Origin of the sequence: Streptomyces sp. NPDC055955, from assembly GCF_042270245.1 — a bacterium.
Lineage (GTDB): Bacteria > Actinomycetota > Actinomycetes > Streptomycetales > Streptomycetaceae > Streptomyces.
The window spans coordinates 1-25,852 of the sequence record NZ_JBHJYS010000004.1; the positions used below are offsets into that span (position 1 = coordinate 1).

Genomic DNA, 25,852 nt, shown 5'->3' on the forward strand with positions numbered 1-25,852 from the left:
AGGTACGGCGCCGCCCCTGACCCGTCCAGCGAGGGCCCTCAGGACTGGGGGCGCTTGCCGTGGTTCGCGGCGTGCTTGCGGCGGGCCTTCTTCTTGCGGCGTCGCTTCGAGGACATTGCTACCTCCCAGGTGTCGCTGTGCTTCGGTCCTGCCTGGATGAGCGGGCCCACCCAGACGATCATCCGGCCGCCTACCCAAGGACGCGACCGGTAATGACGTAGCCCATGCCACCACTCCCGCCCGTGTTCCCTAAGGTGTGCGCGGACTTGCCTAAAGCTATTAGGTAACTGCATAATCGATTTCGTTGATTGGGGTGAAGGTGATGGTGCGAGTGGGGCTGACCAGGGAACGCCTGGTCCGCGCGGGTGCCGAGCTGGCCGACGAGGTCGGGTTCGACCAGGTGACCGTCTCGGCGCTCGCGAGGCAGTTCGACGTCAAGGTCGCGAGCCTGTACTCGCACCTGAGGAACTCCCAGGAGCTCAAGACCGGGATCGCGCTGCTCGCCCTGGAGGAACTCGCCGACAGGGGAGCGGCGGCGCTCGCCGGTCGCGCGGGCAAAGACGCCCTCACCGCTTTCGCGAACGTCTACCGCGACTACGCCAGGGAACACCCCGGTCGCTACGCGGCGGCCCAGCTGCGGCTCGACCCGGAGACGGCGGCCGCCAGCGCCGGCGTCAGGCACGCCCAGATGACGCGGGCGATCCTGCGGGGCTACGACCTCACGGAGCCGGACCAGACCCACGCGGTCCGGCTCCTGGGCAGCGTCTTCCACGGCTACGTGAGCCTGGAGATGCAGGGAGGGTTCAGCCACAGCGCACCCGACTCGCAGGAGAGCTGGTCGCGGATCCTCGACTCGCTCGACGCCACGCTGCGGAACTGGCCCGCACCCTGACCGCGGCCCCGCGTTTCGACCACGGACGCATGGACGGCGGCCGAACGCATCCAGCCACTCAGGCATATTGATCAACAGGGTTGAGGCAATGCATATGAACGACCACTGGACCACCACTCCCGTCACCGCGGACCTCGTGCGTGGCGCGTACGAGGTGGAGCGCACCGAGCGCGGCGTGCTCCCGCACCGGCTGCCCGCGCGGGCCCGGGCACAGTGCTCCGACGCGCAACTGGCCATGGCGGAGGCCCAGCCCTCCGGCGTACGGCTGGTGTTCCGCACCCGGGCCACCGTCATCGAGCTGCACGCGCTCCGCACCAAGATGGCCTACAAGGGCGCTCCGCCTCGTCCCGACGGCGTGTACGACCTGCTGGTCGACGGCCGCCTGGCCGCGCAGGCCGGCGTCACCGGCGGCAACGTGCAGATGATGGACATGACCACCGGAACCAGGGAGACCCGGCCCGGCCCCGTCGGTACCGTGCGGTTCACCGGGCTGCCCGACCGCGTCAAGGACGTCGAGATCTGGCTGCCGTACAACGAGATCACCGAGCTGGTCGCCCTGTGCGCCGACGCCCCGGTGGATGCCGCGCCGGACAGCGGGCGCAAGGTGTGGCTGCATCACGGCAGTTCGATCAGCCACGGCTCGGACGCCGCGAGCCCCAGCACGACCTGGCCGGCGCTGGCCGCCTCCCTCGGTGGCGTGGAGCTGATGAACCTCGGTCTGGGCGGCAGTGCTCTGCTGGACCCGTTCACCGCGCGTGCCCTGCGGGACACCCCGGCGGACGTGATCAGCGTCAAGATCGGGATCAACATCGTCAATGCCGACCTCATGCGCCTGCGCGCGTTCGCTCCGGCGGTGCACGGCTTCCTCGACACGATCCGTGAGGGGCACCCGACCGCTCCGCTGCTGGTCGTGTCGCCGATCTACTGCGCCATTCACGAGGACACCCCGGGCCCCAGCATCCCGGACTTCGGCAACCTCAGTGCGGGCAGGCTGCAGTTCGTGGCCGCGGGTGAGCCCGCGGAGCGGGTGGCGGGAAAGCTGACGCTCAACGTCATCCGGGACGAACTGGCGCGCGTCGTGAAGCAGCGGGCGGCGGAGGACCCGCACCTGCACTACCTCGACGGCCGCGACCTCTACGGTGAGGCGGACTTCGCCGAGCTGCCGCTGCCGGACCAGCTCCACCCGGACGCCGCCACCCACCGGCGCATGGGCGACCGCTTCAACACCCTGGCCTTCGGCACGGACGGGCCGCTCGCCCTGCCGGTGAACTAGTGTCCCCGAGGCTCTTCGCAGCGGGTCGAGCCGACGGGCGCGGACGCGGCGCTGCTTCCCGAGGCGCGGGCCGTCCTCGACATCGCCCGGGGAGCGCTGGACGCCTTGCGGACGAGCAGGGGATTCGTGTGCGGCACCCCGCACATCGGGTTCCTCGCGGTGGTCCGGCTGCCGGACCTGTCCTGCCTGCTCACGTTCTTCCACGCCGGCCATCCGGACGTGGCGGTGCGTCCGCGGGCGTCCCCGAGCGCACCGGCGGGGCTCGCCCGGAGCCGGCTCGTCGGGCGTCTCGACCGCTGTGAGCGGCGACGAGCGGGCCTGCAGCCTGTGGTCAGGCCGAGTGCCTGCCGGGGGGAGGGCGATGTGACAGTTGCACGAACGATCACTGTCGTGGTGTTGAACCGGGTGTTCTGACGGTGCCGTTCCTGGCACCGTCGGCCTTCTGTGGATGCTCGCCCTGCTGTTCGCATCCGTGATCACGGTCTTGCCGAAGTGGAACCGGATCAGGCACGGCTGACCGGGGTCGGTGATATTTCAGCCATAACGTCGACGTGTGGTCGATACACCAATTCCGCAACCAATGCCCATGGTTTGACGATCCGTATGCATAATGCTCGGCATGAAGAAGTTGATCTCCGCGGCCCGGGCCCTGTCGGCTCGAACGTGTCCGTGTCCGCATCGGGATCCGTGACCACGGACTGACCGAATCCGGCCGGACAATCGGCGAGCCACGGGGGGCTCGCGACTCTCTTAGACGTGGAGACAGTGAATCGATGCGCCCCCGTACGCTCTTAAGAGCCTTGCTGACGGAGCGGGGCTGCGGCCACTTCGCTACGTTCGAAGAAGAGTTCACCCGGTCCGCACAGCTGGCAGCCGCGAAACTGAACCGCCCCGACCTGGCGACGGTGACCGCCTCCCAGGCCACCTGGAAGCGCTGGCTCTCGGGCGACCAGATACCCCGCAGCGACGCCGCAGCGGTCCTCGAGTTCATGCTCGGCGTCGATGTGGAGACGCTGCTGCGGCCCGCGGTGGAGCGCGGCGTCGTACTGCCGCAGATAGCACCCAGCGCCGCGCGGGACGCGGCGCGCCTCCTGAACTCCATGTTCGACACGTCCTATCTGGACCCCCTGGGCCGGGCGTCCGGCATGGAGGGTGTGTGGCACCTGGACGGCCAGCGGTTCTTCGACGGGACCTCCGTCGCCGTCCAGCTCTACGAGGCCGACGAGCAGGACGGCCGCGTGGCCATCGGAGCCCACCACCACGCGCACGTACGGGCCTTCACTCGGGCCACCCGCCGCGCGCTGGTGCTCGGCACCCTCGGCGACGAGGGTCTGTACGCCATCGACGCCGCCCACGCCCGCCGTCAATTGGCGGTCACCGCCGATACGCTGCCGATCTCGACCCCGTACAAGATCGACGACCTCACGTACGGGCTGCTGTGGGCGATGCTGAACCTGGACGACAGTCTGCTGGCCAACGACCATGTGCTGCACGCCGAACAGCAGACCCTGGAACCCCTGTGGGCGCAGCGGCGTTCGGCGGTCGCCCGGTCCGCCGTGCCGGAGCTCACCAATGTCGGCAGCGCCTGGCTCGGCATGTACTTCTGTGCCGAGCACATCATCCGGCGTCTCGACGAGGGCAGTACGCCGCCGGTCTTCTGGAGCCCGGTGCGGACGGGGGAGGAAGCGGCGGTGTGGCTGTTCTTCGCGTCGTGGACGCAGTTCCGTCACGCGCTCCAGGAGCGTCTCGCCGACGACGGCCCCGCTCCGGAGCGCGTGTTCTGCATCCCGGCGACGGACGCCGGGGCGAGCCAGCGCTACGAGCGGATCCTGCTGTGGCTGGCCGTGGCCATGATGGAACGCGGCGGGCAGACGATCTCGGTGTGCGCCGAGCCGGAGTACAAGCGCATCGACGGCTTCGTACTCGTGCCCGGACGCCGTGTCATCTCCGCCAACTGGCTCGGCTCCGAAGGCATCTGGCACGTCGACACCACCGACAGCCTCGCCGAGGTGAGCGCCTACGCCCAGGTCGTCGACCACGCCCGCAGTCAGAGCGTCACCAAGGGCGACAGCTCGCAGGAGCGGCTGCGGTCGCTCGCCCATCATCTCGACCTCGACTGGGGCTGGCTGGTGCGGCGTTGCCGCGAGCTGGGCGCGTACGGCATCGCAGGGATGCTGCGCCCGCGCAGCCGCCTCATCTCCGTCGAGGAACTCGAACGGGTACTGCGCTTCGCGGGCGGGTTCGACGACTGAGGGTGACGGTGGAGTCGGGGACCGGGCGCGTGATCGGGCCCGGTCTGGCCGCCGGGGAGAGCAGGGTCGTTTGCGGGTCGTTGGAGGTGTGGCCCTGGCCCGGGGGGAGGGGCGCCGCGCGCGACTACCCGGCGGTAGGCGTGCCGGGCGGGTGCCGATCTCACACCTGGAAGAGGGAAACGACCCCGGAACGACCCTGGTTTCCCGTAGCTCCGCCCGGGCCGGACCGACAGAGTTGATGTTCGTCGCGGAGGCCGTTTTGCCACGCGACAGCCACCCTGGACAAGATGCACGCCAGTCACAACGAGCCTCCACCACAAGGAGGTTCGGACGACCGCAGGCGCGGCCGACACGTACAAGGACGCCGGCGCGCCGGCGCTGCCCCCGCTCGTCTTGAGGACGCCTATGTCTCACTACTCGTCGGACGCCACCGCATCCGGCGCCCACCGCAGCGGCCGGAGAGCCGGCAAGGCCGCCCCGGCCGACCTGAGGACCGAGCGTGGCCTGCGCCGACGCACCACGATGCTCGGCATGGCCCCCGCCGGAACGGTGGCCGTCCTCGCGGGCGGAGCGTTCGCCGTCTCCGCGGCGGGGGCCTCCGGACCGATGGTGTGGGGTGCGGGGGTCTCGGCCGGGGTGTGCTGTGCGGCGGTCCTCGCCGTCGCGCGGCGAGCCGCGCACGGCACCGCTGACGCGCTCGTCCGGCAGCGGGCCGAGAACGACGCGGCGGTCGGCGAGTGGATCAAGCACCTGACGTCGCTCGCCGCCGAAGGGCACCAGAGCGTCGCCCGGACCGCGGAACAACTGCGCGGCGGCGAGCGCCCCGACGTCCCCGCGCCCGTCCCCGAGACGGCCGCGACGCACGCGTTCGGCGCGTTGGAGCAGCACCTGCGGCACTTCCAGCACACGGCGCAGACCGCAGTGATCCACGCGGGCACGCGCCAGCAGGTGGACGCCTTCGTCAACATCGCCCGACGGCTGCAGCTCCTCGTGACGCGCGCGCTGAAGCAACTCGACGACGCCGAGCGGGTCGTCGAGGACCCCGAGCACCTCGACCGGCTCTACACCATCGACCACCTCGTCACCCGCGTGCACCGCGCGGTGGAGAGCCTCGCGGTCCTCGGCGGCGCCGTGCCCCGCCACTTCAGCTCCCCGGTCCCGCTCGCCACGGTGCTGCGCCAGGCCGTCGCCGAGATCGAGCACTACCCCCGCGTCCGCGTGCTGCCGCCGCCGTCCGGCTACGAGGTCCTCGGCCACTCCGCCGTCGAGATCATCCACCTCATCGCCGAACTCGCCGAGAACGCCACCAAGTTCTCGCCGCCCCACACGCAGGTGATGATCCGCGCCCAGATGGCCGCGTCCGGCATGGTCGTGGAGATCGAGGACCGCGGCCTCGGCATGCCCGCCGAGGTGCGGGACGAAATGAACCGTCTCCTCGCCCAGCCCGAACTCTTCGATGTCGACCAGCAGTTGCAGGACGGTCGCACCGGCCTGTTCGTGGTCGCGAAGATCGCCAGGCGGCGCGGGCTCGCCGTACAGCTTCAGGAGAACCTCTACGGAGGCGTCCAGGCCGTCGTGGTCCTGTCGCACTCGGTGCTCAGCGAGTCCCGCGCCGGGCAGAAGGCGGCGCAGAAGCCCGCGGCTCCGACGGCCCCCGCCGAGCCGGAGCCGGCCCGCGCGCCCGCCCCGGTCGCGAGCCGCCGGGCCCAGCCGTTGCCCGCGGCGGTGGATCCCGCGCGGCCGCACACACCCCGGGAGGCCACGGCCGTGACCACCCAGCCGCCCCTTCCTCAGCGGCAGGTGCCCGGCGCGCCCGCCGCCCCCGCCGCCGCGCCGGCCGAGGACCCCACAGGGCGCCCGGTCCTGGCCCAGCGGAACAAGGAACGCCGCTCACACATCTCCCCCCAACTGCGCGAGCAGGGACCGGCCGCGGACCACGGCGACGGCGAGGCGATCGACGCCGGTCTGCTCGCCCGCTTCACCGCGGGACTGCAGCGGGCCGAGCAGGACGACGGGGCCACCCCCGGATTCCCGGTGGCACCCACTCAGCGCCATGACTCCCAGGAGTACCGATGACCCAGCCCTCATTCGACCAGGACCTGGACTGGCTGCTCGCCGACCTCGCCGCCAGGGTGCCCGCCGTGACGGGCGCGGTCCTGGCCTCCAGCGACGGCGTGATGCGGCACAGCCACGGTCTCGGTTACGACGACGCGGACCGGCTGAGCGCGATCACCACCGGCATGTGCTCCCTCGGCGGTGGTCTCGGCACCATCCAGCGAGCCTTCGGCGGTGTCGAGCAGGTCATCGTGCAGGGCGACGGCGGCTATCTGTTCGTCTCGCGGGCCGGCGTCAACGGCGTACTCGGCGTGCTGACCGACAAGAGCGCGGACGTCGGAGTGGTCGGCTACGAGATCGCGATGCTCGTGAAGAGCGTCAGGGGCCACCTCGGCACGCCCGCGCGCACCGCACCGGGGCCCTCCGGCGCTCTGGTCGACTGACGGTGCCGGACTTCACCGACGAGCCCTGGCTGGCCGAGGACACCGCTCAGCTGCGCCTCTACGCGCTGACCGGTGGCCGCACCCGCCCGGCCCGTGCCCTGGGACTCGTGTCCCGGGTACGGGCTGCCCCCGGCCTCGCCCCCTCGATCGTGGACAGACTCGGCCCCGAGAGCGCCCAAGTGCTCGAACTGTGCGGCCGGGAACCGCGGTCGGTCGCCGAGATCGCCGGCCGGCTGGGGGTCCCCGTACAGGTCACCAAGATCCTTCTGTCCGATCTGCTCGACTCCCACGTACTCGTTCCCGCGCATCCCCCGCGAGAGGCGGACGGAAGCGACCCACTCCTCCTGGAGGCGGCACTTGAAGGCCTTCGAAGCCTCTGACGACATCCCACTGACCGCGCTGAAGATACTCATCGCCGGCGGCTTCGGCGTGGGCAAGACCACGATGGTCGCCACGGTCAGCGAGATCGAACCGCTGACCACGGAGGAGATCCTCACCACGGCCAGCGCGGCCACCGACAGTCTGGTCGGTGTGGAGAACAAGACCACCACGACCGTGAGCATGGACTTCGGCCGCATCACCCTGTGGCGCCAGCAGTTGCAGCTCCTGCTGTTCGGCACGCCCGGTCAGGACCGTTTCTGGTTCATGTGGGACGACCTCGCCCTCGGCTCCATCGGAGCCGTCGTCCTCGCCGACACCCGGCGCCTCGACGACTGTTTCAGCGCCGTCGAGTTCTTCGAGGACCGGGGCGTGCCCTTCGTCGTGGCGGTCAACGAGTTCGACACCGCCCACCGCTACACGGCGGAGGAGGTGCAGTCCGCGATCGAGCTGAACCCCGACGTCCCCGTCATCATGTTCGACGCGCGCGCCCCGTTCTCCACCCAGCAGGTCCTGATCAAGCTCGTCGAGTACGCGCTCACGCTGTCGCTGCGCTCCGCGTCGGCGTCCGAGCCCGCTCTCGAGCCGCCCGCCCCCACCCCTTCACCTTCGTTGCCCTCCTCCGCCGCCTCCTTCGACGGGAACCCGCACCGTGCCCTTTGACGCTGAGACGGGGCTGCACATCACAGCCCCCGACACCGAACTCGACGCGCGCGTCGAACGCCTCGCCCAGCTCGGCCTGGGCGAGGCCGCCGCCGACCTCGACGCCCTCGCCTCGGAACTCGCCGAGGCTGCGGGCACGCCGTACGCCATGGTCAACCTCATCACCGACCAGCAGTTCTTCGCCGGACTGCACACGCCGCAGGGCCTGCCCAACACCCTCGGCCCGCACGACGCGACGGGCGGGCCCGAGGTCGGCCGTGTGATGGCCCGCGACCACGGCTACTGCCCCGAGGTCATCAGCCGCCGCATCCCGCTCGTCCTGCCCGACGTGTACGCGGCGCCCCGGTTCGCCGGCAACCCGGTGGTCGACGAACTGGGCATTCGCGTGTACCTCGGGGCGCCGCTCATCGACGAGGCGACCGGCATCGCGCTCGGCACCGTCTGCGCGGTGGGCACCGAGCCCCGCGCCCTGGCGACGGCGCGCGGCTCCCTCGACCTGATCAAGAGGTTCCGCGACCAGGCCATGGTGCGCATCTACGAGCGCGCCGGGCAGCCCCGCCCCTGACGTCGCTACACGGCCGCCGCTTCGGGAACGCGCGGAGCGGCGAGCCGGCTCGACCAGTCGCTGAGGGACGTGCCGAGCGCGACCTCGGCCAGCCGGTACAGCTGGATGTCGGACGTGCCGGCCGGGGCGTAGATGTGCGAGGCGTCCCGGGCGAAGCGCTCGACGGGCCGGTCGGGGAACAGGCCGCACGCGGCGTGGATCTCCATGGCGGCCCGCGCCGAGTCGATGGCGGACTCCACGTTGAGGTACTTGGCGTTCATCAGCTCCGCGTCGCAGGCGATCCCCGAGTCCAGCAGGTGCACGGCGTGATAAGCGGCCAGGCGGGCGGTCATCAGGCGTGACTGCATCTCGCCCAGCTTCTGGCGGATCGTGGGCAGCGCGCTGAGCGGCTTGCCGTAGCGCAACTGCTCCGACGTGTAGCGGGTCGTCTCCTCCAGGAGCGCCTGATGGATGCCGAGCGACACGGCGGTCAGGTTCGGTCGGCCGTAGAGCACGCTGGAGGAGTACGCCACGTCGAGGCCCTGGCCCTCGTGGCCCAGCAGGTTCTCGGCGGGGACACGGCACTCGTCGTAGCGGATCTCGCCGAAGCTGAATCCGTGCAGGCCCATCGCGGGCCGGTGCGGGGCCAGCGAGAATCCGGGACGGTCGGACTCCACGAGGAACGCGGACAGACCGGTGGATCCCTCGCCGGTGCGCACCACCACTCCGTGCAGGTCGCCCACGTGGCTGTTGCCGACGAAGACCTTGCGTCCGTTGAGCACGTACTCGTCACCCTCGCGCCGCGCCGTCGACTCCATGCCGAGAACATGTCCGCCGGACTGGGGCTCGGTCACCGCGATCGTGGGCAGGCAGTCGCCGGCCGCGACGGCCGGCAACCATTTCAGCTTCTGCCGTTCGTCGCCGAAGTGGATGATCTTGGCGACGCCGAGCTGCGATGCCTGCACCATGGCGCCCATCGCGCCGCTGACGCGCGAGAGTTCCTCGATGATGATCGTCTTCGCCAGATGGCCCATGCCCATGCCGCCGTAGCCCTGGTCGATGGTGACACCGAGCCAGCCCTCCTTGGCGATGAGCCGGGACAGTTCGTGCTCGACGGCCCGCGATGCCTCCATGTCCGCTGTCCGGGGAGCCACCTTCGCCTCGGCGAAGGCGCGGACCTCGGCCCGCAGTATCTCGTGACGCTCCGTCATGAAGTAGCCGTCCATCTGTAACCCTTCCTTACACGCAGGCCGCTTGGATCCCGGTCCCGCCCCGACGGGCTCGTGGCCGGGCCGGCCGTCTGGTGGACATACGAAAACGAGGAACAGGAAGACGTGGTGTTCGCGCGCGGTCGATCGCGGTCCGGCCCGCCGCCCCAGGCAGCGAAGCCCTGAGAGGACCCTTCGGTCAGTGGGTGAATCGCGCGTTCGCTGATGGGTGGCGGATCGCGGACGTCCGCCGCCGACACTTCATCCGGCGGGCCTCCGTGACAGGAGCGACCGGGCGGGAGCGGGCGGGGGCGCGCCTGTGCGCTCGGCGCGGACCTTCGCGTCGACGGCGCGCACCTGGATCACGTATCGCCTCACTTCGCTCCTGTGGTCGGACCGGCATGTGTGACGGCCACACGGTGTGACCGCTGCCGGAACAGGCGGACGGTCCCGCTCCTGAGCGCGTCGCCGCACCTCGGAGGAGGACCTGTCTCTACGGTGACGATCTACCGGCCGGTTTTCACTACATGCCGGGGGTCGTTTGAGGGTCGTTCTTTACGAGTGGACGCGGACACGCCGCTTCCGGATCGTGCCGCCGGGGGCGGACGGGCCGCACGTACCGGTGTCCGGACGGCTGGTTCGCAGCACGGAATCTCCACCTCCCAGGGGCGGGTCCTTGGATGTTCAACCAAGACCCATATCGCTCGCGCGCTCTGGCATTTACGATGCGATGACTCGCACTCGCCTGGCGAATGTGAGAAACGGGGTGCCGCTTTCCTGCGTCCCCGGGTACACAGGGAGTCAGAGCACATGCACATCGAACATCTCCTGAGGGACGAGTCACTCGGCCTGCGCCTGCTCTGGGCCGACGAACCGCACCTGCGGCAGGAGATCAGCGGCGTGACCGTCACCGACCTGGAGGACCCGGCACGCTTCGTGCGGCCGGCCGAGGTCGTGCTCAGCGGCCTGGTGTGGTGGACACAGCGCAGCGGGCGGGCCAAGGCGGACCGGTTCGTCTCCGCGCTGCGCACGGCCGGGGCCGCCGTGCTCCTCGCGGGGGAGGAGACCCACGGCGCCGTCCCGGACGACCTCGTCGAAGCGTGCCGCCGCCACGGACTCCCCGTCGCGGCGGTCCCGGCGCACATCATGTTCCGCGCCATCACGGACACGGTGTACCTCCAGCAGTGGGGCGAACTCAGCCGCCACCACGCCCTGCCCGAGAACGTGCGCACCACGCTGAGCCGCCTCCTGGCGCAGGAGGCGGACCCGGCCGCGATCGTCGACGCCGCCTTCGCCCACCTCGACCGGCCGGTCGCCTACGTCCTCACACCGACGGGACGCACCGTGGCCGCCACCGCCGCCTCGGCCGATCTCCCGACGCGGGACGCCGCCGCCCTGATCGCGCCAGGCACGACCCCCGCACACGGGCACAGCCACAACTCCTCGGGAACCAAGGCCGCTCCGCCGCTCGGCCGGACGTCCGTCACCGTGCCCGTCCACGCCGACACCCACACGGTCTCGCCCTACGAGCGCTGGCATCTGCACGTGCCCGACGCCGACGACGCCCCGCCGCGCATGCTGCACGAGATCGCGGAGGTCCTCGGCCGATGCCAGGAAATCCGGGCCCGCCGCCGGGCCGACAGGGACCGCGCGGTGCGCGAACTCGGCACACTGCTCACCGCGCCCGACACCGACAAGGCCGTCCTCGAAGCCGCGCTGCGCGGCTGCGGGCTCCCGGACGTGGGCCCGTACCGCGTGGTCGTCGCCGAAGTCGGCTCGGGGCGCGAGGACGCGGCGCAGGGCGCGCTGACCGAGGCGGCCGCTCATGTCCCGCACACCGGCGCCGCCGCGGGCCGGCTCCCCGACGGCACGGCGTTCGCCGTCATCGCCGGGGCGGAGGCCGTGAGCGAAGCGCTGGCCGACGTATGGCCGTTGCTCACGGCCGGCGAGCCGTCCGACCCGCTGTACGCGGGCATCGCCCTCCCGGCCGCCGCACCCCGGAACCTGAACGGCGCGCTGTCCGAGGCCCGTTACGCCCTGACCTCGGCCCGCGCCACCACGCCCGGCACCTCGCGGCTGACCGACGCGGCCTCGCTCACCGGCCTGGAAACGCTGCTCACCGGCGTACCCGCCGAGGTGCGCGCCGCGTTCAGCCGCACCGTGCTGGGTCCCTTGCTCGACGAGACCAACGCGTCCGCGTCCGCGCTGCTGCAGACCCTGGAGACATTCCTCGCCTGCGACGGCTCATGGGCGCGTACGGCGGAGGCCCTCCACCTGCACGTCAACACCGTCCACTACCGCATCCAGCGCATCGAGCACTTCACCGGCCGTGATCTCTCCCGGCTCTACGACCGCGCCGACCTCCGGGCCGCGCTGCTGAGCCGTGAGACTCCGGTCACGACCGGTCGACGTGCACGCTCGTCGACTTCACGCGAGCGGTGACGGTGACCCCGACGGCGAGGCCCAACTCCTCGACGGCCTCACGCGTCACCATCGACACCATCCGGTGCGGGCCGGCCTGGATCTCCACCTGCGCCACGACGTCGTCGGCCTTGAGCGCCGTCACGATCCCGGTGAACGAGTTGCGCACCGACGTGCGCGGCGCCTCGGCCACGCCCCGATCGGCTTCGGCGGCCCGGCTCTTGGCGAACCGCGCGAGGCCGGCACCGTCGATCACACGGTTCCCCGTCCCGTCCCGCCCCATGGTCAGCCGGCCGCTGTCGGCCCACCGACGCACGGTCTCCCCACTCACCCCGAGCAGGCGCGCGGCCTGGCCAATGCTGTACGACGACACATCGGAACCTTAGCCGTGCCGGGCGCCGGGCCCGCCCGGGGGAGGCGGCTCACCGGTGGGGCTTGGCACGGACGTGCATCCGTTCCCCCTGGCGCCCGAACAGGCTGAGAAGTTCGACGGGCCGGCCGTCCGCGCTGGTGAACCAGTGCGGCACCCGGGTGTCGAACTCGGCGGCCTCACCGGGGCCGAGAACCAGATCGTGCTCGGCGAGCACCAGCCGCAGCCGGCCGTCCAGCACATACAGCCACTCGTAGCCCTCGTGTGTACGGAGATCCGGCTCGCAGCCCCGGTCGGCGATGACCATCTTGTACGCCTGAAGAGGGCCGGGCGACCGCGTCAGGGGGACGAACGTGCCGCCGCTCGGCATCGGGCGTGGCGTCAGCCGGACCCGGGGATCTCCCACCTCGGGAGCGCCGACCAGCTCGTCCAGCGGCACACCGTACGCGCCGGCCAGCGGCAGCAGCAGCTCGAGGCTCGGGCGGCGCTGCCCGGACTCGAGACGGGAAAGGGTGCTCTTGGAGATGCCGGTGACCTCCGAGAGCGCCGCCAGGGTGAGACCGCGCCGGTCGCGCAGCCGTCTCAGCCGCGGGGCCACCTCGTCGAGGACCGCCTGATAGGGCCCTGGTGCGACCGCGTCGTCCCTGCCGCCCATGCCGTCTGTGTCCTCCATGTCGTCCGTGTCCTCCACGTCCTACATCGTCCCTGTGGGCATCTCGCCCAGCTGTCCCGGAAATGGCAACACAGATTGCCGTTCACGCGCGACGGGTGCACGCTCCTGGCCATGAGCACACACAGCAATTCCGCGCAGAGCCACGGACACGGGAACGGACGTGGTCACGGTCACGGGCATGACCACGGTCCCGACAGCACCGAGATCGACTGGGAGGCCATGTCCGACACACTGGAGAACAGCGGCGATCTGCACCTCCCGGTCCTGCGGCAGACGGCGGCCCGGCTCGCTGAACAGCTCGGCCCGGACAAGCAGGTCCACCGCATTCTCGACATCGGCAGCGGCCCGGGCGTGATGACCTGTGCGCTCGCCGAGGCCTTCCCCGACGCCGAAGTCGTCGCGGTGGACGGCGCCCCCGCACTCCTCGACCGCGCCCTGGCACGAGCCGAGCGGCTCGGCCTCGGCGACAGGGTGAGGATCCGCCACGCGGAGCTGCCCGGCGATCTGGAGGGCGGCGAAGGCCACGCGGGCGGCGCTCTCGGCGAGGCCGATCTGGTCTGGAGCAGCAAGGCCGTGCACCACATCGGTGATCAGCAGGCGGTCCTGGACGCGCTCACCGGCGCGCTGCGGCCCGGCGGCATGCTCGCGGTCGCCGAGGGCGGACTGCCGATGCGCTGCCTCCCCCGCGACATCGGTATCGGCACGCCGGGCTTCCAGGCGCGGCTCGACGCCCTGCAGGAGTACTGGTTCGAGCGGATGCGCTCCGAGCTGCCGGGCAGTATCAGCACGGTCGAGGACTGGCCCGCGATGCTCGCCCGGGCAGGGCTCACGGACGTCGGCAGCTTCACGTACCTGCTCGACCTGCCGGCGCCCCTGGGGGAGACGGCCCGCACGTTCTTGCGCAACCAACTGACCCGGCTGCGCGACGTGATGAGCGAGTCCCTGGACGCCGACGACCGCAAGACGCTCGACGTCCTGCTCGACGACGCGGCGCCGGAGGGCATCCTGCGACGCCCCGACGCGTTCGTGCTCTCGGCCACCACCGTCTTCGCGGGTGTGCGCCGGGCGTCCTGACGGTCGGCGCTCGCGGTGCTCCGTCCGCGTGGAACGTGTGGGCTCGTTTGTGTGATGCGCCTGTGTGGCTGGCGTGACCCGTGTTCCCGGCTGTGCTTACCGTGGCCTCTCGTCGAGGGTTGGAGCGCGCATGCCCGAGCAGGAACTTGAAGTGGAGACGCGGCGGGAACCGTCCGTGCCGTTGGGTGTCGGGGTGCGGCGGGCCACGCTGGACGACGGCCGTGTGATGACCATCGTGTGCGAGGCGGGGCTGCCCCAGGACGAGGTGAACGCCATCGCCGCCCGCGTGGCCGAGTCGAGCCTGAGGCGCTGACGCGTCGACGCCGCAACGCCCCCGCTCACCCGGAGCGGGGGCGTTGCGACGTACCGAACAGAGGCACGTGAGTCTGCAGAGGCATGTGGCGTTCAGTGAGCGCCGGCCGTCCGGCGTCGCGGTGGACGACCCCCGGGGCAGCTGACCCTGCATCAGATGTCCCCATGGCCCCGCCGTCGCGGTGCGCTGTCGGCGCAGGGCGCGACCGGCGGTTTCCCCGCGAGGAGGGAGCCGCGCCGGGCCGGAATCCGGCTGGTGGCCGACGGAAGTTGTCAGGACCATGGAGCGATGACGAGGATCCGCGAGGCTTGCCCCGGTGACATCGACGCCATGGTCCGTCTCAGCGGCATGGTCCAGAGGCTGCACGCGCGGCACCGGCCGGACCTGTTCGTCAGCGAGCCGTCGCAGGCAGCGATGGCGGAGCGCTTCCGGGGCTGGTCGAGGGACGAGGCCGCGACCCTCCTGGTCGCCGAGTCGGGCGAGGGTGAAGTGGTGGGTTACACGTTCTGCCGCGTCGAGAGACGGGAGGCATCCGTGATGACCCTGCCCGCCGCGGTGGTCTCCATGGAGCATCTGGCCGTTGACCCCGCCGCCGCTCGGACCGGGGTCGGCGCGGCGCTGGTGGAAGCCGTCCGTGAAGTGGGTCGCCGAGCCGGATGCCGACGCCTGGTCGCGAGCGTATGGGAGTTCAACGCCGCGGCACGGCCGTTCTACGAGGCCATCGGGATGCGGCCGATGCAGGTGCGGATGGACCAGCCGCTGTAAGGCGTCCGCGGCGGGGGCGGGGCCGGTGCGTCACGTCACCCGAGCAGGGCGGCGGGGCGGGACATGAGCCACCTCTGGACGGCGAGCGCGACGGTGTCGTCGAGGGCGCTGAGCGCGTCGATGGCCTCCATGTCGTCGGGGTGGGGCGGGATCCCGGCGGTGGTGAGCGTGGCGTTCAGGCTGAGACGGTGCCGGTCACGGGAGGTCAGGCACGTGGGGGCCGGTGGTGTCAGGTCCAGGCGCTGCGCCGGGTCGGGCAGCGGGAGCAGGAAGTCGTCGCCCGCGTCCAGGTCGGGGGTCGGCAGGACGGTGGCAGGAGAGTTCATGGCACTTCCTCACGACGGTCGGACTGTGTCGGTCTGTGTCGGTCAGGAGGCTGCCGGGCCGCAGGTTGGTTGCGTCCTGACCGACACAGCACCCGAACGCCGTAATCACCGCACAAAGGGGGACATCAACTGCCAATCGGAGAAGGCGTCTTCACTTGCCCTCTCACCTGCGCCTTCACCCGCGCTTTCGCCTGCGTGGCCACCGGCGCCCCGGCGATACGGCGCGAAGCTCGCCCACCTGTCGCATCGGCCAAAGCGTCCTGCCGCTCTTGTACCGATCCGACGTTGAGCCGGCGCTCCGGGTGCCGCAGCATCCCCCGCAGCCCCTCGCGATCCACCGCGGGGCGTGGGACACCCAGGAGGACGCATGCGCGTGACGGCCCGTCAACTGTGCCGCCGCAAGCCGCTGGAGAGCATGATCGGCGAGGCGGAGGGCGAGGCCTCGGGGCCGGCCGGTCTGCGGCGCAGTATGGGGCTGACGCAGCTGACCCTGCTGGGGATCAGCTCCGTGGTGGGCACCGGTATCTTCTTCGTGCTCGGCACCGCGGTCCCCAAGGCGGGACCGGGCGTGGTGCTCTCCTTCGTCGTCGCGGCGGTGGTCGCCGGACTGGCGGCGCTCTGTTACGTCGAACTGGCCGGCGCGATCCCGGTGGCGGGCAGTACGTACTCGTACACCTACGCCTCCCTCGGCGAGGGGGCGGCGTATCTGGTCGCCTGGTGTCTCATCCTCGAGTACGGCGTCGCGGTGTCCACCGTGGCCGTGAGCTGGGGGCAGTACCTCAATGAACTCACCGACGCGCTCTTCGGGTTCACGCTGCCGGACGCGATCAGCCAGCCGCCGGGGGCCGGGGGAGTCGTGAACGTCCCGGCGCTCGTCGTGGTGCTCCTGTGTTCCCTGCTGCTGGCGCGCGGCACGCGCGAGTCCGCACGCCTCAACGCCGTGATGGTGTGCGTCAAGCTGAGCGTCCTCGTGCTGTTCGTCGCGGTGGCGTTCACCGCCTTCCAGGCCGGTCACTTCGCCGACTTCGCGCCGCACGGAGCGTCCGGCATCGGGGTTGCGGCCTCCGCCGTCTTCTTCTCCTACGTCGGCTTCGACACCGTCGCCACGGCGAGCGAGGAGGTCCGCAATCCGCGGCGCACCATCCCGCTCGCGCTGCTCCTGACGCTCGGCGCGGTCACGGTGCTGTACATCCTGGTGTCCCTGGCCGCGGTCGGCGCCCAGCCCACCGGCCGGTTCGGTGCGCAGGCCGACGCGGGCGAGGCGGTTCTCGCCGAGATCCTGCGCGACGTCACGGGCGCGGGCTGGCCCGTCGTGCTGCTGTCGGCCGGTGCCGTGGTGTCGATCTTCAGCGTGGTGCTGGTGACCCTGTACGGGCAGACGCGCATCCTCTTCTCGATGGCCCGCGACGGGCTCGTTCCCGAGATCTTCCGCCGTGTCGACCGCAAGCGGCACACGCCGGTGGGCAACACCTGGATCGTGGGCGCCGGCGTCGGAGCGCTGGCCGCGTTCGTGCCGCTCCAGTACCTGGCCGACCTGACCAGCATGGGAACCCTGGTCGCGTTCGTGGCCGTGGCGGCGGCCGTGGTCGTCCTGCGCCGCATCGCGCCCGACGCGCCGCGGCCGTACAAGGTGCCCCTGTACCCGGTCGTGCCGATCGTGTCCGCGGCGTCCTGCCTCTACCTCGCGTGGCTGCTCCCGGGTATCACGTGGGCGCTCTTCGGTGGGTGGCTGGTGCTCGCGGCGGTGCTCTACCTGATGTTCGGCCGTCGCCACTCCTGCCTGCGCGAGCGGGCCGCCGTGCCCGATCACGCGGCGACCGACGTCTCGACCACGGCTGCGCAAGCCTGAGCCAGGGGCCGACGTCTCGGCCATCGCTGGGCAAGCCTGAGAGGCAGGCCGGCGTCACAACTTCCTCTGGGCAGGCCCGAGGCGGAGGCCGGGCGTCACAACCTCCGCTGCGCAAGCCTGAGTTCGAGCCATGCGGCAAGCCGCACGTCGCGGTCGTCGAGGTCCAGGCCGAAGAGTTCGCGTACGCGCCGCAGCCGGTAGCGCAGGGTGTTGGGATGCACCCGCAGGCCGGCCGCGGCGTTCGCGACGTCTCCGGTCGCGTCCAGCCAGGCCGTGACCGTCGCCGCGTAGTCGGTGCCCTGCTCCGCGTCGTGCGCCAGCAGCGCGGCGACCCCGGGCAGCCGCAGCCACGGCTCCCGGCGCAGCTCGTCGGCAAGCCGGTTGAGCAGGACGACCTGGCGTACGTCCTCCGCGGCCGCCGTGGGCGCGCCGGCCCCGCCGCCGTCGGTGGCCCGGAGGATGTCGTCCGCCTCGCGCCGCAGCGCACCGGCCCGCAGCAGATCCGGGTACGCCCGCGTCACCACGGCCCGTACCGGCGTGCCGAGGGCGGCCCGCACGGTTCCCAGCGCACCGTCCGCGAACCTCCTCGCGGCGGCGGGCGAGAGCGAGGCCAGCAGCACGTACACCGCACGTGCCGATGCCGTCACCGTCGCCGACGGGAGGTGCGCCGCGCAGTACCGGACCAGGGAGGACTCGAGGTGGGCGATGAGGGCGCTGCCCTCGTCCGGGGCGAACGCGGCCAGGCACACCCGCTCCCCCTGGCCGAGCCCTAGCCGCGACGCGGCCTCGTCGGCCGGTGGCCCGTACCCCTCCAAGACGGCGCGCAGCGTGTCCCGGCGGATGCGCTGCTCGGCCTCGGTCGCGTTCAGCGCGCGCAGCAGGTGCGGGGCCGCCAGCCGCGCCGCGTCCCGCAGCGCCGACTCGGCCCGCTCCGACAGGCCGCCCTCCGGCTCGATCGCCCACAGCGTCCCCAACGGCAGCGTCCCCGCGCGCACGGCGACCGCCGCACGCGCCAGCTCGTCGCGGGCCCGGGGGAACCGGACCACGCCGTCGGCCGCCAGCACGTCGCGGTACTGCTGCCGCTGGCCGGGGTCGTCGGGAACCCGCCGCTCCAGGATGCCGCGCTCGCGCAGGCTGTCGATGCGCTGGCCGGGGACGTTCGAGTAGGCGACGACATGCTGGTCCAGGTCCTCGACCGCGACCGAGCCGCCCACGACGGCCGCCACGGCGTCGGCCAGCGAGAACAGCTCCTCGGTTCCGGCGGGGGCCGAGGGGGACAGGTCACCCACCCCGTACGCCGCGAGCGCGCAGCCGATCTCCGCATCCACGTACCGCCACGGCACCGCGTCGCCGGCCGCGAGCACGGCCAGGGAGCACCGCTCGGCCTCGGCCGTCAGCCGGTCCGCCTCCTGGCCACGGCACTTGACGACCACCCCCGCGTACCCCTCCGCCGCCGCGCGGCGCAGCACGGTGCCCGTACGCGGATCGGCCACGTCGGCCCCGACGAGCAGCAGCAGTGCCGACGGGGCCGCGGGCAGCGGGTCGCCCGGGTCGTGGATGACCGTGCCCCGCACGGGGACGTCGAGGCCGTCGGGCGCTGCGAGTACGCGGAGGGGGCCGGTGGAGCCGACCAGGAGGCGCAAGGAGCCGGCGGCGCGGCCGTCGGGGATTGTCCGATCAGACAATGGTGGCCTCGATTCCTGGGGCGGGACGCCGGTGAAGGCGACGGGGGAAGCCGTCAGGATAGGCCCATCGACCAGGGACAGGAGCCATCGCCCATGAGCGCCACGACCGCCACCTCAGATATCGTCGGACTCTTCCCGAACGGGACACATCTCGCCCCGGACGGCGAGATCGTCGTCGGTGGATGCCGCCTCGACGACCTCGCAGAGCGCTTCGGCACCCCGGCCGTCATCGTCGACGAGGGTGCCCTCAGGGCCCGCGCGCGCGAGTACGTGGACGCCCTGAGCCGCCATTGGCCGAACGGACAAGTCGTCTTCGCTTCGAAGTCCTTCCCGTGTACCGCCGTCGTCCGGGTGATGGTCGAGGAGGGGCTCGGCGTGGACGTCGCGGGCGGCGGGGAACTCGTGGCCGCACTCGCCGCGGGCGCCGACCCGGCCCGGCTCGTCGTCCACGGCAACGCCAAGACCGACGAGGAACTCGCCATGGCGGTCGGCGCCGGAGCCGGCACGATCGTCGTGGACAACTTCGACGACATCGACCGGCTGGAGAAGATCGTCACGGACGAGCAGCGCGTGCTGATCCGTGTCATCCCCGACGTCGAGGCCGACACCCACGAGGCGATGGCCACCGGCCATGCCGGTTCCAAGTTCGGGCTCTCCGTGCCCGACGCCGTGCGGGCCGCTGCCCGGCTGCGCGCCAGTGACCGGCTGCGCCTCGACGGCGTGCACGTCCACGTCGGCTCGCAGCTCCTCGACACCGCCCCGTTCGCCCGCGCCGTCGAGGCCGTCGCCGCCCTCGGCGAGCTGGGCGAGCACGCCGTGTACGACCTGGGCGGCGGCCTGGGTGTCCGCTACACGTACGCGGATCAGGCACCGACCGTCGACGCGTACGTACGGACCCTGACCGACGCCGCCCGCGCCCACCTCCCCGCGAACGCCCGGCTGATCATCGAGCCGGGGCGGTCCCTGGTCGCCGAGTCGGCGCTCACCCTCTACCGCGCGGTCACCGTCAAGCGGGGCCGTCCCCGCCCTCTCGTCGCCGTCGACGGCGGCATGGGCGACAACCTCGAACCGATGCTGTACGGCCAGCGCTTCGAGGCGACCGTCACCTCCCGCGTCGGCGGTGGCGAGCCCTGTGACCTGGTCGGCCGTCACTGCGAGTCGGGCGACACGCTCATCCGTGACGTACCGCTGCGGGCCCCGGCCGTCGGCGACCTGATCGCGGTGCCGGTCACCGGCGCGTACTGCTACTCGATCTCCAACAACTACAACGGTGCCCGCCGTCCCCCCGTCGTCTTCTGCCACGACGGCGAGGCCCGCGCGGTGGTCCGCAGGGAGACGTACGAGGACCTGCTGCGCCGCGACCAGTGACGGTGTCCCTGTGTGCCCGCATCGGGGAGTGGTGTGTGAAGGCCGCCAAAGCCCCCGGGCTACACCGACCGGGCGACGGCTGCCACTGCCCGGGCCGTCGCCAGGCCGAAGGCGCGGACGGAGGCACCGGCGACGCAGCGGTCCGCAGCCGGGTCGTACACGCAGCCGAGCACCCCGGCGTGATCAGTGGCCTGTTCGCCCAGTGCGCAGTCCCAGCCCTGCGCGCGCAGCGCTGCGTGCAGTTCCCGCGAGGACTCGACGGGGGCGGAGGCGTCCTCCGTGCCGTGCACGAGGTGTACGGGTACCTGGGCCGTCGCGCGCGAGAGCGCCTGGAGCGGCACCGCGCCCGTGGTGCGCGCCGGGCGCTCGTAGCGTCCCGCGATCCCGACGACCGCGGCGGGCGGCCGGCCGCCGAAGAGCTCCGGAGCAAGGGCCACCCCCAGTGCGGCGCCCGCACCCGCCGACCACCCGGCGACGACCAGTTCACGGGAGTCGCCGGCGAAGTCGCGGGCGAAGCGCAGCGAATCGGTGAGATGCGCGCGGCCCTCGTCGGGGGTGTCCGAACGCCAGTCGGGGACGAGGACGGTGAGGCCCAGTGCGGCGATGTCCTGGGCCAGCGGGGCCATCACATCGCGCTCGTCGCTCCCGATCCCGTGCCACAGAAGGACGCAAGGGCCGTCGGTCCGGGGCGAGTTGTGGATGTCGAGGGACTTGTGCTCTGTGCCGGTGGGATAGGACGCGGTGCGGATCGTCGCGCTCAAGGCCGTTCCTCCTGGCCGCCGGAATGCTGCATCATGACCCCATCCTTGCCGCACCACCGTCGCGCCGTCTCCCCGGGTGGCCGGGACGGACACACGCGACCTGCCGCGACCGGACAAAGTAGGCTGGATACGCGTATCCGAAGGGACGTCACGTCACCATGAGACTGACCGGACCGGACGGCCGCGGGGTGCAGGAGCGGCTGGGAAAGAACCTCTTCGCCCGCGTGGCGGGCCCCGAGGGGCCGAAGAACCGCGTTCGTATCCATCAGACCCCAGGACCCCGCTGGTTCGGCCCGGACCGCCCCATCCGCACGGTGCACGGGGACGCGTCCATGTTCATCGGCGGGATCTCGGCTCTGCTGCTCCAGTCGCTCCACCCCCTCGCCATGGCCGCGGTGTCCGCCCACTCCGGCTTCCGGGGTGATCCCTGGGGCAGACTCCAGCGCACGAGCACCTTCCTGGCCATGACGACATACGGCCCTGCCGAAGGCGCCCAAGAGGCCTGCGACCGGGTGCGGGCTGTCCACGCCCGGGTGCGCGGGGTGACCGCTGACGGCGAGGTCTACCACGCGGGGGACCCGCATCTGCTCGGCTGGGTCCACATCGCGGAGGTCGACAGCTTCCTGCGCGCTCATCAGCGGTACGGCGCCCACCCGCTGACCGGCGACGAGTACGACGGATACGTCGCCGACGCGGCGCGCGTGGCCACCGCGCTCGGCGTCGTGGACCCGCCCACGAACCGGGAGGAGCTCGCCGCGCGGCTGACGGCGTACCGGCGTGAGCTGCGTGCGACGCCGGAGGCACGCGGCGCCGCTCGTTTCCTCCTCCTCAACCCGCCGGTGCCGCTGGTCGCCCGGCTCCCGTACGGGGTCCTCGCCGCGAACGCCGTTTCCCTGCTGCCCAGTTGGGCCGCGGCGGAACTGCGCCTGCCGCGGCTGCCGTTGGTCGACACCGTGGCCGTCCGTCCGCTCGGCCGCGGCGTCACTTCGTTGGTGCGCTGGGCCATGGCGCCCAACCGGCCCCTGCCGACCCCACCGGCGGCCTGACGTCACCTCGGTGGGGCCGGTCCTGGGCGTCCTGCGTCACCGACCTGTGTGCGCCTGCGGTTCGGAGAGCTGCGCGGCACGGGTTGCTCTGGGCGATGTGGTGTGGCCGTCCCGTTCTCGAAGGTGGCGGTGCCCGGTGCCTGGATCTACAGGGCGCAATTGCCCGCTCCGTCGATGCGGGTGTCCTTGAAGTGCCTGGCCGTCGGTCGTGCCCTCGATGAGGTGGATCGCGGCGTGCGAGCTGCGCGGTCGTGCGCGCCGCCTACTCTGGTGATCATGAGTGGAGAGAGAGATCTGCGGGCGCTGTTGAGCGGTATGCGGCCGGAGCTGAACCCGGGGCGCTACGTCTTCACCACCGTCGACGGCGCGGTTCCGCCCGGCGTCACCCCCGCGGTGACCGTCGCCGAGCGGGAGGCCCTGACGCTGGTGGTCCCCCTGGAGCAGGCCGACGCGGCAGGTCTCGCCCACGACTACGTGGCGGGGTGGATCACCCTGCGCGTCCACTCGGCGCTGGAGGCGGTGGGCCTGACCGCGGCCGTCGCTCAGGAGCTCGCCGCCGCGGGCCTGAGCTGCAACGTCGTGGCGGGCTTCCACCACGACCACCTCTTCGTCCCGCACGAGCGGGCGGAAGAGGCGGTGGCGCTGCTGGAAGACCTCGCGCGCCGGTCGGCCGTCGTGTGACGAAGCGGACCCGGCTCACCCGAGGACGCGGCCCTCAAGTGCCGTGCGCCAGGCGGGCGGTGTCGGTTCCTGGGCCGGGGTGTCGCGGCGGCCGCCGCGGGCGAAGAAGTCCTCCAGGGGAAGGGTCGCCGCACCGACGGTGACCGCGTCGGGGCCCAGCTTGCCCAGCTCGATGGTGGCCTTGCCGGCCGGGTAGGACAGGGCGTACTTCGTCGTGTGCCTCCGGACGTCGTCGAGGAAACGGGAGCCGAACTGGAGCCCGGCCCAGCCGCCGATCAGGATGCGCTCCGGCTGGAAGAGGTTGATCAGGTCGGACAGCCCGGCGCCCAGGTATTCGGCCGTCTTCGCCATGACCTCGTAGGCCACCGGGTCGGGATCGGTCCCGTCCGTCGGGCAGGCGGCGGCGAGCAGCGTCGCCAGCCGGGTCTCCTCGTCGGCGTGCCGGGGCGGCCGTCCACCGGCCTCGCGCCACCGCTCCAGTACGGACTCGGCCCCCGCGTACGCCTCCAGGCAGCCCGGCGCGCCGCAGCGGCACGTCCGCCCGCCGGCCTGCACCGTCAGGTGGCCCCACTCCAGCGCCCGCCCCTTGCCGTCCGCGAAGAGGCAGGCGCCGACCCCGGTGCCGAAGAGGACGATCGCGGCGCTGCGCGCTCCGCGCCCGGCGCCGAACCACATCTCCGCCTGCCCGAGCGTCTTGGCGCCGTTGTCGATGAAGTACGGCACGCCGGGCGGGAGTTGGGAGGACGATCGCAGCAGCGACTCCAGGGGGACCGCGTCCCAGCCGATGGTCTGGCAGTGGACCACGGCCCCGGACCCGGGGACCCGTTCGACGACGCCGGGAACGCCTATCCCGATCCCGAGAAGGTCGTCCGCCGGCACGCCGGCCTCGGCGAGTACCCGCTCGATGCCGCTGCGGATGTGTTCCACGATGACGGCGACGTCGTACCCGTCGCCCGTCAACGGTATGTCGGCGCGGGCGAGTTCGGTGAGGGTCACGTCGAAGACCTCCACGCGGACGCGGGTCTCGCCGACGTCGATGCCGATCAGGTTGCCGCTGCGCGGGCTGACACGGAGTAGGATGCGCGGCCGGCCGCCGTCGGAATCCAGGCTGCCGGCCTCCTCCACCAGCCCGTCGGCGGCGAGTTCGGCCACGACGTTGCTGACGGATCCTGAACTCAGACCCGTGAGAGGGCCGAGCGCCTGGCGGCTTGTAGGGCCGTCGAAATACAACTGTTGCAGTATCACTGCTCGGTTGGCTCTCCGCAGGTCACTCACCGTGCGTCTGCTCCGCCGATCCATCTGGGCTCCTCTCCGACCTGCGACAGACGCAACGTACCCCTGCACAAACCCTTGACGCGACCTTTCCGCGCGGTTTAACTCACAGCCTAAATTAAGTCGTGGGTGACTTCAGGAACTGAACGCCGAGCGTCTCGGCCTGCAGACCCGCGCCCCGGCTTGGACGCTCCTGAGGAAGGGACACCTGGAGCCATGCGAAGAATTCGAGCAGTCGCCAGCAGCGCGGTCGTCGTCTCCCTGCTGGCCGCGGCGACCGCCTGCGGCGGGGGTTCAGCCGACGAGGGGTCGAACGAGTCGCCCAAGACCCTGACGTACTGGGCGTCCAACCAGGGGCCGAACATCGAGGCCGACAAGAAGATCCTCCAGCCCGAACTCGCCAAGTTCGAGAAGCAGACCGGCATCAAGGTCAAGCTGGAGGTCGTCCCCTGGTCGGACCTGCTCACCCGCATCCTCACCGCGACCACCTCGGGTGAGGGTCCCGACGTCCTCAACATCGGCAACACCTGGTCGTCCTCGCTCCAGGCGACCGGCGCCCTCCTCCCGTGGGACCAGAAGAACTTCGACAAGGTCGGCGGCAGGGACCGCTTCGTCGAATCGGCGCTCGGCTCGACGGGCGCGCCGGGCAAGGACCCGGCCGCCGTACCGCTGTACTCGATGGCCTACGCGCTCTACTACAACAAGGCGATGTTCCAGGAAGCCGGCATCACCGAGCCGCCGAAGACCTGGGACGAACTCACCGCCGACGGCGCGAAGATATCCAAGGGCGGCAAGTGGGGACTCGGCGCCGAGGGCTCCAACCTCTCCAACAACATCCACCAGGTGTTCGTCCTCGCCAAGCAGCACGGCGGCGACTTCTTCACCGCGGACGGCAAGGCCGACTTCACCAACGACGCCGCGGTCGCGGCCGTCAAGCAGTACGTCGACATGATGGCCACGGACAAGATCATCGCGCCGGGCAACGCCGAGTACGCGAAGAACCAGTCCCTCAGCGACTTCTCCAAGGGCAAGACCGCCATGGTGCTGTGGCAGGCCGCGGCCACCACGTTCAAGTCGCAGGGCATGAAGGACGACGAGTGGGGCGTCGCCCCGGTGCCGGTGCAGTCGGGTCAGCCCGGCCCGGGCAAGGCCACCAACTCGATGGTGGCGGGCATCAACCTCGCCGTCTTCAAGAACACCAAGAACATCGACGGCTCGCTGAAGTTCGTGAAGTTCATGACCAGCGACGCCGAGCAGAAACTGCTCTGCAAGACCTACGGCTCCATCCCCCCGGTCAAGGCCGCCCAGAGCGACCCGGCGTTCGACAGGCCGGAGCTCAAGGTGCTGCGTGACACCCTCGCGACCAGCGCCACCGCGCTGCCCCAGGTGTCGAACGAGTCCCAGTTCGAGACCTCGGTCGGCACGGCCGTCAAGAACCTCTTCGCCCAGGCCGCGAACGGCAAGAAGCTCTCCACGGCGGACGTCAAGGCCGAGCTGACCAAGGCTCAGCAGCAGATGGCCAGTCAGTGAGCGACGTGCC

The 25,852-nt window shown here is 71.5% G+C and carries 25 protein-coding genes; 17 read left to right on the plus strand and 8 right to left on the minus strand.

Annotated features, from left to right (window positions below; translation table 11 throughout):
- Nucleotides 1-38: 38 nt before the first annotated feature.
- Entirely contained in the window at nucleotides 39-182 is a 144-nt protein-coding gene (locus ACFC96_RS08665) for a 50S ribosomal protein bL37 (protein WP_376253720.1), read from the minus strand.
- 140 nt (nucleotides 183-322) lie between these two features.
- Here ACFC96_RS08665 and ACFC96_RS08670 point away from each other — a divergent pair, with 140 nt between their 5' ends.
- The 8 genes from ACFC96_RS08670 (at nucleotide 323) to ACFC96_RS08705 (ending at nucleotide 8,521) form a co-directional block, all read left to right on the plus strand.
- Nucleotides 323-892: a TetR/AcrR family transcriptional regulator gene (locus ACFC96_RS08670; protein WP_376610988.1), complete on the plus strand. Its 570-nt coding sequence runs from the start codon at nucleotides 323-325 to the stop codon at nucleotides 890-892.
- 88 nt (nucleotides 893-980) lie between these two features.
- On the plus strand, nucleotides 981-2,165 hold the full coding sequence (locus ACFC96_RS08675) for a GDSL-type esterase/lipase family protein (RefSeq protein WP_376610989.1): 1,185 nt from the start codon (nucleotides 981-983) through the stop codon (nucleotides 2,163-2,165).
- A gap of 800 nt (nucleotides 2,166-2,965) precedes the next feature.
- Nucleotides 2,966-4,417: a hypothetical protein gene (locus tag ACFC96_RS08680; RefSeq protein WP_376266932.1), complete on the plus strand. Its 1,452-nt coding sequence runs from the start codon at nucleotides 2,966-2,968 to the stop codon at nucleotides 4,415-4,417.
- 405 nt (nucleotides 4,418-4,822) lie between these two features.
- Nucleotides 4,823-6,493, plus strand: a complete 1,671-nt coding sequence (locus ACFC96_RS08685; RefSeq protein WP_376266930.1) for a sensor histidine kinase — start codon at nucleotides 4,823-4,825, stop codon at nucleotides 6,491-6,493.
- Nucleotides 6,490-6,915 (plus strand): roadblock/LC7 domain-containing protein, encoded by a 426-nt coding sequence (locus ACFC96_RS08690; protein ID WP_340459337.1) that lies wholly within the window; start codon nucleotides 6,490-6,492, stop codon nucleotides 6,913-6,915. Before ACFC96_RS08685 ends, ACFC96_RS08690 begins: the two co-directional genes overlap by 4 nt.
- Before the next feature lie 2 nt (nucleotides 6,916-6,917).
- Nucleotides 6,918-7,295: a DUF742 domain-containing protein gene (locus ACFC96_RS08695; RefSeq protein ID WP_376266927.1), complete on the plus strand. Its 378-nt coding sequence runs from the start codon at nucleotides 6,918-6,920 to the stop codon at nucleotides 7,293-7,295.
- Nucleotides 7,273-7,956 (plus strand): ATP/GTP-binding protein, encoded by a 684-nt coding sequence (locus tag ACFC96_RS08700; protein WP_376610990.1) that lies wholly within the window; start codon nucleotides 7,273-7,275, stop codon nucleotides 7,954-7,956. Before ACFC96_RS08695 ends, ACFC96_RS08700 begins: the two co-directional genes overlap by 23 nt.
- The gene (locus ACFC96_RS08705; protein WP_376266921.1) at nucleotides 7,946-8,521 is read left to right on the plus strand and encodes a GAF domain-containing protein; all 576 of its coding nucleotides are present in this window, start codon (nucleotides 7,946-7,948) and stop codon (nucleotides 8,519-8,521) included. The genes ACFC96_RS08700 and ACFC96_RS08705 overlap by 11 nt, the downstream gene beginning before the upstream one ends.
- A gap of 5 nt (nucleotides 8,522-8,526) precedes the next feature.
- Here the strand turns inward: ACFC96_RS08705 and ACFC96_RS08710 are convergent, their stop codons facing one another.
- Nucleotides 8,527-9,726 carry an acyl-CoA dehydrogenase family protein gene (locus tag ACFC96_RS08710; RefSeq protein ID WP_340459331.1) on the minus strand — a complete coding sequence of 400 codons (1,200 nt, stop codon included), beginning with the start codon at nucleotides 9,724-9,726 and terminating at the stop codon, nucleotides 8,527-8,529.
- A gap of 792 nt (nucleotides 9,727-10,518) precedes the next feature.
- Here ACFC96_RS08710 and ACFC96_RS08715 point away from each other — a divergent pair.
- The gene (locus tag ACFC96_RS08715) at nucleotides 10,519-12,150 is read left to right on the plus strand and encodes a PucR family transcriptional regulator (protein ID WP_376610992.1); all 1,632 of its coding nucleotides are present in this window, start codon (nucleotides 10,519-10,521) and stop codon (nucleotides 12,148-12,150) included.
- On the opposite strand, the gene ACFC96_RS08720 is transcribed toward ACFC96_RS08715, so the two are convergent.
- Nucleotides 12,104-12,502 carry a molybdopterin-binding protein gene (locus ACFC96_RS08720; RefSeq protein ID WP_376610994.1) on the minus strand — a complete coding sequence of 133 codons (399 nt, stop codon included), beginning with the start codon at nucleotides 12,500-12,502 and terminating at the stop codon, nucleotides 12,104-12,106. The two genes, ACFC96_RS08715 and ACFC96_RS08720, sit on opposite strands and share 47 nt — an antisense overlap.
- Nucleotides 12,503-12,551: 49 nt before the next feature.
- Entirely contained in the window at nucleotides 12,552-13,154 is a 603-nt protein-coding gene (locus tag ACFC96_RS08725) for a helix-turn-helix domain-containing protein (protein WP_376266941.1), read from the minus strand.
- 129 nt (nucleotides 13,155-13,283) lie between these two features.
- Between ACFC96_RS08725 and ACFC96_RS08730 the strand changes: the two genes are divergently transcribed.
- The 3 genes from ACFC96_RS08730 (at nucleotide 13,284) to ACFC96_RS08740 (ending at nucleotide 15,324) form a co-directional block, all read left to right on the plus strand.
- Nucleotides 13,284-14,246 (plus strand): methyltransferase, encoded by a 963-nt coding sequence (locus ACFC96_RS08730; RefSeq protein ID WP_376610996.1) that lies wholly within the window; start codon nucleotides 13,284-13,286, stop codon nucleotides 14,244-14,246.
- 130 nt (nucleotides 14,247-14,376) lie between these two features.
- A complete protein-coding gene (locus ACFC96_RS08735; protein WP_340460504.1) occupies nucleotides 14,377-14,559 on the plus strand; it encodes a hypothetical protein in 183 nt (60 codons plus the stop codon).
- Nucleotides 14,560-14,847: 288 nt separating this feature from the next.
- Entirely contained in the window at nucleotides 14,848-15,324 is a 477-nt protein-coding gene (locus ACFC96_RS08740; protein WP_376266907.1) for a GNAT family N-acetyltransferase, read from the plus strand.
- 35 nt (nucleotides 15,325-15,359) lie between these two features.
- On the opposite strand, the gene ACFC96_RS08745 is transcribed toward ACFC96_RS08740, so the two are convergent.
- The gene (locus ACFC96_RS08745; RefSeq protein WP_376266904.1) at nucleotides 15,360-15,650 is read right to left on the minus strand and encodes a hypothetical protein; all 291 of its coding nucleotides are present in this window, start codon (nucleotides 15,648-15,650) and stop codon (nucleotides 15,360-15,362) included.
- 367 nt (nucleotides 15,651-16,017) lie between these two features.
- Here ACFC96_RS08745 and ACFC96_RS08750 point away from each other — a divergent pair, with 367 nt between their 5' ends.
- On the plus strand, nucleotides 16,018-17,499 hold the full coding sequence (locus ACFC96_RS08750) for an APC family permease (RefSeq protein ID WP_376610998.1): 1,482 nt from the start codon (nucleotides 16,018-16,020) through the stop codon (nucleotides 17,497-17,499).
- Between the two features lie 95 nt (nucleotides 17,500-17,594).
- Here the strand turns inward: ACFC96_RS08750 and ACFC96_RS08755 are convergent, their stop codons facing one another.
- The gene (locus tag ACFC96_RS08755) at nucleotides 17,595-19,184 is read right to left on the minus strand and encodes a PucR family transcriptional regulator (RefSeq protein ID WP_376266898.1); all 1,590 of its coding nucleotides are present in this window, start codon (nucleotides 19,182-19,184) and stop codon (nucleotides 17,595-17,597) included.
- A gap of 93 nt (nucleotides 19,185-19,277) precedes the next feature.
- On the opposite strand from ACFC96_RS08755, the gene lysA reads away from it, so the two are divergent.
- Nucleotides 19,278-20,552: a diaminopimelate decarboxylase gene (lysA, locus tag ACFC96_RS08760; protein ID WP_376611000.1), complete on the plus strand. Its 1,275-nt coding sequence runs from the start codon at nucleotides 19,278-19,280 to the stop codon at nucleotides 20,550-20,552.
- Nucleotides 20,553-20,611: 59 nt separating this feature from the next.
- Here the strand turns inward: lysA and ACFC96_RS08765 are convergent, their stop codons facing one another.
- Nucleotides 20,612-21,313 carry an alpha/beta hydrolase gene (locus ACFC96_RS08765; RefSeq protein WP_376611002.1) on the minus strand — a complete coding sequence of 234 codons (702 nt, stop codon included), beginning with the start codon at nucleotides 21,311-21,313 and terminating at the stop codon, nucleotides 20,612-20,614.
- 158 nt (nucleotides 21,314-21,471) lie between these two features.
- Between ACFC96_RS08765 and ACFC96_RS08770 the strand changes: the two genes are divergently transcribed.
- Both ACFC96_RS08770 and ACFC96_RS08775 read left to right on the plus strand, forming a co-directional pair.
- Nucleotides 21,472-22,359 carry an oxygenase MpaB family protein gene (locus tag ACFC96_RS08770; protein ID WP_376611004.1) on the plus strand — a complete coding sequence of 296 codons (888 nt, stop codon included), beginning with the start codon at nucleotides 21,472-21,474 and terminating at the stop codon, nucleotides 22,357-22,359.
- A gap of 276 nt (nucleotides 22,360-22,635) precedes the next feature.
- Nucleotides 22,636-23,040 carry an ACT domain-containing protein gene (locus ACFC96_RS08775; protein WP_376611006.1) on the plus strand — a complete coding sequence of 135 codons (405 nt, stop codon included), beginning with the start codon at nucleotides 22,636-22,638 and terminating at the stop codon, nucleotides 23,038-23,040.
- Nucleotides 23,041-23,055: 15 nt separating this feature from the next.
- On the opposite strand, the gene ACFC96_RS08780 is transcribed toward ACFC96_RS08775, so the two are convergent.
- Nucleotides 23,056-24,339, minus strand: a complete 1,284-nt coding sequence (locus ACFC96_RS08780; protein ID WP_340460987.1) for an ROK family transcriptional regulator — start codon at nucleotides 24,337-24,339, stop codon at nucleotides 23,056-23,058.
- 189 nt (nucleotides 24,340-24,528) lie between these two features.
- On the opposite strand from ACFC96_RS08780, the gene ACFC96_RS08785 reads away from it, so the two are divergent.
- Nucleotides 24,529-25,842 (plus strand): ABC transporter substrate-binding protein, encoded by a 1,314-nt coding sequence (locus ACFC96_RS08785; protein WP_376611008.1) that lies wholly within the window; start codon nucleotides 24,529-24,531, stop codon nucleotides 25,840-25,842.
- The last annotated feature ends 10 nt before the right edge of the window (nucleotides 25,843-25,852 follow it).